6 protein-coding genes are annotated in these 6,668 nt (G+C 47.4%); all 6 read right to left on the bottom strand.

What is annotated here, in order from left to right:
- Positions 1–369: 369 nt before the first annotated feature.
- Entirely contained in the window at positions 370–2,733 is a 2,364-nt protein-coding gene (locus Q1Q75_RS22250) for a hypothetical protein (RefSeq protein ID WP_300675364.1), read from the bottom strand.
- A 587-nt stretch (positions 2,734–3,320) separates the two neighbouring features.
- Positions 3,321–3,989, bottom strand: a complete 669-nt coding sequence (locus tag Q1Q75_RS22245; protein WP_300675362.1) for a hypothetical protein — start codon at positions 3,987–3,989, stop codon at positions 3,321–3,323.
- Positions 3,990–4,316: 327 nt separating this feature from the next.
- Positions 4,317–4,547, bottom strand: a complete 231-nt coding sequence (locus Q1Q75_RS22240) for a hypothetical protein (protein WP_300675360.1) — start codon at positions 4,545–4,547, stop codon at positions 4,317–4,319.
- A gap of 107 nt (positions 4,548–4,654) precedes the next feature.
- Positions 4,655–5,080 (bottom strand): transposase, encoded by a 426-nt coding sequence (locus Q1Q75_RS22235; protein WP_300675358.1) that lies wholly within the window; start codon positions 5,078–5,080, stop codon positions 4,655–4,657.
- Positions 5,081–5,366: 286 nt separating this feature from the next.
- Complete coding sequence (locus Q1Q75_RS22230) at positions 5,367–6,290, bottom strand: transposase (protein ID WP_300675356.1); 924 nt, start codon at positions 6,288–6,290, stop codon at positions 5,367–5,369.
- 126 nt (positions 6,291–6,416) lie between these two features.
- The coding region (locus Q1Q75_RS22225; protein WP_300675354.1) for a transposase at positions 6,417–6,668 on the bottom strand (252 nt) is incomplete at its 5' end.

Below are 6,668 nucleotides of genomic sequence, written 5' to 3'. Positions count from 1 at the left end.
TTGACCCGGAATGTAATGTCGTTTAGCTCTTGCCATAGTTCTGTTCTGTTTTCATCATAAAAAGATGATTATAGCCGTATATATCGAGGCGATCTTGACAGTTTTTCTATTATTTACAGTATATTGTCTTGGCCCGACCCCAATTCCCGGAAAAACGGCGTCAGAACAAACCTTTACCCTGTTATTTCGGTGAATTGCCATGGCCCGACCCCGTAAATATGCGCCGTAAATATGCACCCGACCCCGTAAATTTCACTATGTAAAATAAACATCTATAAAGATGATCATCATTTCCAATTGTGGTGGTATGGTATCTGTCTTCCCCAAAAACACCTCTTCTTTTTTTTCTTCAAGTGGGCCGCCCGTCCCCTACTGATGCAGAAGCGCGACCTGGGGAACCGCCTGCTCGCAAGCCTTTGTCTGGTCCCCGTTCCTGTACTTCTTAAAATTGTTGAACCACGTAGTCGCCAGGTTTTTAATGCCCTCGGACCCGGCCTCTTCAACGGATTTGTATTGAATTCCAAGTTCAACGATAAATTTAATCCCCAAAGAAAATCGCGTCCTCTCATTCGATATTTCGTCGGCATGTCGGTAGCGCAAACGAATAGCCTGGAGCTGTTGGGGATTAATTTTCTTGGGTATCAGAACTCCTCGCAGGGTCTTTCCAAGGCCACTCGGCCCAAGGATCCAGCGTCCTTTTCCCGACCAACGGGCCTCGACGGTGGGTAGATTCAGAACTTCAAAGGTCGCTTCGATGAGAAAAGCAGTCGGTACAGGGATATACGCTTCATATTTTTTGCGTTCACTTTTTTTCATTTGAGTGCATTGCGCAATATCATTGATCAAACCGGTAGAACCATGTTCAACCAAGAATTCCTTGAACTGTTCGTATGTCACTCCCAGTCGCCCGGCCAGGGCTTGCATGTAACCACATTTCTGCTTAGGATCAGCTAAAACATTCTGAAGATGTTTGTTAAATCCACGGACATCCACTGATTGACCGATGGCGAAGCCGGATCCCCGGTCCAGTTTAATGTTTGTTTTTTCATTTTTTTTAAGCCCCATTTCGGCCGGCGGCATCCAGTAAGCTATCGCGGCTTCGTAGCGCATGAAGTTAAGCGCCGTCTTGAGGCCGACAGAACCCTGTCCCTTCAGCCGGATTTCCTCCAACCCTACTTTCGCTTCGCCTCCCATGCTTACGACTTTCAGTTCGACTCCCTTAACCTTCCCTCCCAATCCTGTCTCGCCATCCACACCGGTTTGGAGCTTGCTGGCAGAAAAAAGCCCCTGCTCTGCACCGACATAGGCCTTGCCGGACAGCTCAAAAAGGGTCAGGTCCATCTGCCCGTATGTGATATTCGTATCCTGAGTCATAATCACATACGCATTCGAAGGATGACGCAGGTTGGTTTCCATGCTTTCAACAAGTTTTTTATGTCGGGCCTGAATTCCGGAACCCACCTGCTGACCAATCAGCTTGGAATCCCGTGTGAATAGGGGATGGGCTTTATACCCCGAAGCCCCTTCCTCCGCAAGGGCCGCGACCTGAAAACGAAAGCGGGTAAACTTGAGTGATGTCGCAATGCCGGGACCTTTCAATTCTACTCCCACTTCAGCTCCTGCCTCGACAACACCACCGGCACCGGCCTTAACAGAGGCCCCTGCCACGGCACTGACCCCGGCCTCCGCTTCCGGTTTCATACCCCAAAGGGAGACAAAATTATAAGGTCCGAGTACATTCTGGCTTTTAAAATCTGTGAGCGCGCGAATGTGATGCTGACACATCTGCTTGACTCCATTGTTTGTGGCGGATTCCTGGAGCCCTTCAAGGCCACAGATCAGCTTGTTTGAAGAGATGTTCCCTCCGGTGATGAGTGTCTTGTAAAGAGCCCTTTTCTGCGTGCAACCATGGTCTTTGAGAAATTTTTTGACATCTTCCTTGATATAGGTTTTCTTGCTGCCATGTTCAAGGACCGAGGTAAGGTTCTTTTCAATTTCGTCCATCGTGTTAGCGGTCCCACCTTTCTTTATAAAAGTCGGAACCGTGTCGCTGAGGTAGAGCCTACTACCCGATATCCCCGCTTTTGCCTGGACGCTGGCTTTTGCCTCGACATTGACTGAAAAGGAAGCCAATTCAGCGTAAGTGCCGGATTCCACCTCCGTCGGCTTATCCTCATTACCGCCATAGTCACCGCCGCCCGTACCGAAAGAGGGTAAGCCTGGAATGTCAGGTGTCTTGACGCCTGCCTCGGCGGTAAAAGCAATCCCACTTTCCCACTTATAGCCGGTCATGGCAAGAAACACGACCTGGCCACACTTTGTGGTCTGGAGCCGGCGACCGCCGGCAGTTAACAATTCTGGTGCGACAAAAGCAGCGATGAGATTATTGCGGGTATTTTTAACGGAGACGCTTCCGCCTACTTCAGCAAATACTGGAAGTTTGGGTACGGGCACGCCAGCACAGGCCGCAGCCAAAGCCACGACATCAATTTTAAGCTCGACTGACTTGGCACTCCCCTTAGCGTACATATATGACTGGAAATCACCCTTGTGATCGAAGCCGACCTGCATAAAATACTCACAGACGTCCCGGTCCGTCAAAGTGGTACTTAGGTTGACAGCACCCCTTTTATTTTTGCCGGTCTGCTTGATCACTTTTTTGCCGCTGACCTTACCGGCCGTGGATTTGAGATGCCCACCTATCTTGCGATTCTTGTGACCGAATAAAGCCATTATTAATCTCCTTTCTGAAGTAAGTCGCCACTCAAAAATAACTTCACATTCTCAATGTCGGTGGCATGGTATCTGTCTTCCCCAAAAGCGGCCCTTCTTTTTTTTTCTTATATTAAATTCCTGAGCAGTTCTATCAGCAATAAGTTTTATCGAATTTGGTATAACATCTCGCTTATCATTCGGATCATCAGTCACCAACAAATGGATATGATTCGATGTTACCCTATTTTAGATTGAATCGTTTTTTAGAAAAAGAATCATCCCCTCACGATATAAAGGACAGTAGGACAGTAGAGACAGGCGACATGCACCTGTCCATGAATCTCATGTCATGAGGTGTTCTTCTCGACTGATTCCAGCACAAAAAAAAATTATAACCCCGGTGATTCTATCTTCACTTAATGTGTGATTGTAAATCGATGCTCGAACTGGCCAATGCAGGAACAGCCCTTCCAACTAACATGACGGAAGACAAAACATGAATCGTATGCCCTCACGACAACAGGAATGGGTGCTGAATTCGTTCTTATCGTTCGCAGGTTCTTGACTTTATATCGAAATTTATCTGGCCCAATGATAGGAAACCGTCAAGCCTCTCTCAATCGTTTCATCGAATACATGCCATCAAGCCCTTTCACCTGCTTGGGCACCCTTCCCCGGCTTCCATAAAGCCGATCCTTAAAGATTTCATAGGTTCCGATAACAAAGGACTTGGAACCGATAATGCCCGAGTCGGTAAAATAGCGGGTTCGGGACGTGAACCGGCGGATGCGATCCTGCTCAAAATTCTTTTTCTTTTCTGACTGAAATATCCGCGTCGGGATCGCGGCCTTGCCCCGTTTTTTCACGGCCCCCGCATGATAGAGGAATTCACGGTATTTTTGCAGTCGCTCAGCACTCTCCACCCCAAACTCCACCAACCCGAAGTCAAGAGAGAGAAAATCATCTCGGTTTCCCGTCTGCACATGGTGCCCGATTGAGCACCATCGATAATCCTCCGGCCGCTTCACAATACCCGCCCTCACGGCGTTTAAATCTATATAGGCCAGGCAGTTAATCATGGTCTCCCCTTTTTCCACAATCACGCTTTTAAACCGCTCACCCCATAGGGTCCCCCGGCGATTCTTTTTCCGGTTATAGATTCGTGAAAAGGTCTGCTTGATATCCTTAATATACCAGGACAAGCTGGAAAATCTTTCTCTGAAGGCCTCCAGTTGGCCTTCAGGGAACTCCGTGCCTTTTGTGTGGAGAAGCATAAATCGACGCCTCACTTCATCATCCGAGAGCATGGAAACCGGCGATATTTCAGTGAGGAGGTGCCAATGTTATGTGGAGTCCCTGATTATGTGAAGCTATGCTTCCATATGCCACAATATCAAAGACTTTCAGTCCTATGACTCCACATAATAGTTCGATAATGTGGAGTATGTTTTCATCTCAAACCACCCATTTGTCCTGTATTTTATAAAATAAGCCCTAAAAAATGCGTTATTATGCATCTTATTCGTGTGTAATTATGTTGAGTGTTTTTGGTTTGCTTGATTGATATTGCAGGCTTTAAGAGGGTTAATCCACATAATAGGCTACTTCACATAACATTTCTTATGTTGAGCTCCACATAAGAAGTGATTGCCCATAATTGAAAATCCGATGACTTCTACGGCATACACCATTGAAAATCGCTTGATGACACGAACCAATTCGTCTTTCTCAGCGTCTTTAAAGGGCAGCCCGTCCAACGCCGTGCGACTGATTACATGGTAAACCGTTTTTTGGCTTGAATCTGTCCTGAGCATCCGGGGAATACGAGGCATAAGGCTCTCCTCCTTTGGATTTCGTTTCAGAATCTCTGGTGGGGTAGAGGGGAATTTAAATATGAATTTAATATAAATAAGGTGTGTTGGCCTTTCTATTGATCATCTCATGGAGTGTTTGAAAGGTCAAGAGCATCTTGCCCGTCCCCTGGTTCTATGTTCAAATCAATATAAACAAGACAACGCAAGAGGTGTTCGCCTGTCTCCACCGCCGTTGCATGATACCGGTCTTCCCAATATGCGCCTGATCGTATTTTTCTCTTATTGTATTCCTGGGCACAACGCCCCGCAGTAAGCTGCATTGCCCGTGGGATAATTTGGCGTTCACCATCATCCACAACCAATAAGTGAATGTGATTCGATGTCACGATATAATTCAAAATTGTCAAACCATAGCGCCGCTTGGCCTCAAACAGCCACTGAACCCATCGGCTCTTATCCTTGGCAAATCTAAGCAGAAATTCTCTTTTGTGGCATCGATGCGTAAGATGCCAAACTTGACCCGGAATGTAATGTCGTTTAGCTCTTGCCATGGTTCTGTTCTGTTTTTATCATAAAAAGATGATTATAGCCGTAGATATCGAGGTAAATCAGGCGGTTTTGTATTTATTTACGGTGTGTTGACTTGGCCCGACCCCACTCCAAGACCCCACTCCAAGGTGCCAAACCCCACTCCAGAATAGGCCGATGCAGAAACAGCCCTTCCAGCTGACATGACGAAGGACAAAACATGAATCGTATGCCCTCACGTCAACAGGAATGGGTGCTGAATTCGTTCTTATCAATTGCAGACTGTTGCTGTGCCGCGAATAAAAACCGTCACGCCTCTCTCAATCGTTTCATGGAGTACATGCCGTCAAAGCCGCTGACCCGCTTTGGCACGCGTTCCCGGCTCCCATAAAACCGATCCTTAAAGATTTCATAGGTTCCGATAACAAAAGACTTGGAGCCGATAATTCCCGAGTCGGTAAAATACCGGGTTCGGGACCTGAACCGCCGGATGCGATCCAACTCAAAATTCTTTTCCTTTTCAGACTGAAACACCCGCGTCAGAATAGCCGCCTTGCCCCGTTTTTTCACAGATCCCGCATGATAGAGAAATTCACGGTATTTTTGCAGTCGCTCAGCACTCTCCACCCCAAATTCCACCAACCCGAAGTCAAGGGAGAGAAAATCATCTCGGTTTCCCGTCTGCACATGGTGCCCGATTGAGCACCAGCGATAATTCTCCGGCCGCTTCACAATACCCGCCCTCACGGCGTTTAAATCTATATAGGCCAGGCAGTTAATCACGGTCTCCCCTTTTTCCACAATCACGCTTTTAAACCGCTCACCCCACAGGGTCCCCCGGCGATTCTTTTTCCGGTTATAGATTCGTGAAAAGGTCTGTTTGATATCCTTTATATACCAGGACAAGCTGGAAAATCTTTCTCTGAAGGCCTCCAGCTGGCCTTCAGGGAACTCCGAGCCTTTTGTGTGAAGAAGCATAAATCGACGCCTCACTTCATCATCCGAAAGCATGGAAACCGGCGATATTTCAGCAAGGAGGTGCCAATGATTGCCCATAATTGAGAATCCGATGACTTCTACGGCATACACCAATGAAAATCGCTTGATGACACGAACCAATTCGTCTTTCTCAGCGTCTTTAAAGGGCAGCCCGTCCAACGCCGTGCGACTGATTACATGGTAAACCGTTTTTTGGCTTGGATCTGTCCTGAGCATCCGGGGAATACGAGGCATAAGGCTCTCCTCCTTGGGATTTCGTTTCAGAATCTCTGGTGGGGTAGAGGGGAATTTAAATGTAAATTTAAAATAAAGAAGGTGTGTTGGACTTTTTAGTGATCATCTCATGGGGTGTTTCAAAGGTCAAGAGCATATTGCCCGTCCCCTGGTTCCTTGACCAAGGGCATGCCGGGCAATATTCAGGTTCTCCTTCTTGACCTGGGAGTAGAGCCCGTAAGATCGAACCAGAATGGAGCGTGGCGGGGGAACGTGAGAGAGAAATCGTTCGATGAACTCATCTATTGGAAGCGTCATCCGTTTTTGCTCTTCACGGCCCCAATCGAAGACGACGTGGGTTTCGGTTATTTGTTTGATGCGGTGGTTTGCGATGGGGCC

It is taken from the genome of Desulfoluna sp. (assembly GCF_030145185.1).
In the GTDB taxonomy this organism is placed as follows: domain Bacteria; phylum Desulfobacterota; class Desulfobacteria; order Desulfobacterales; family Desulfolunaceae; genus Desulfoluna.
This window is presented reverse-complemented; position numbering and strand designations above follow the sequence as displayed.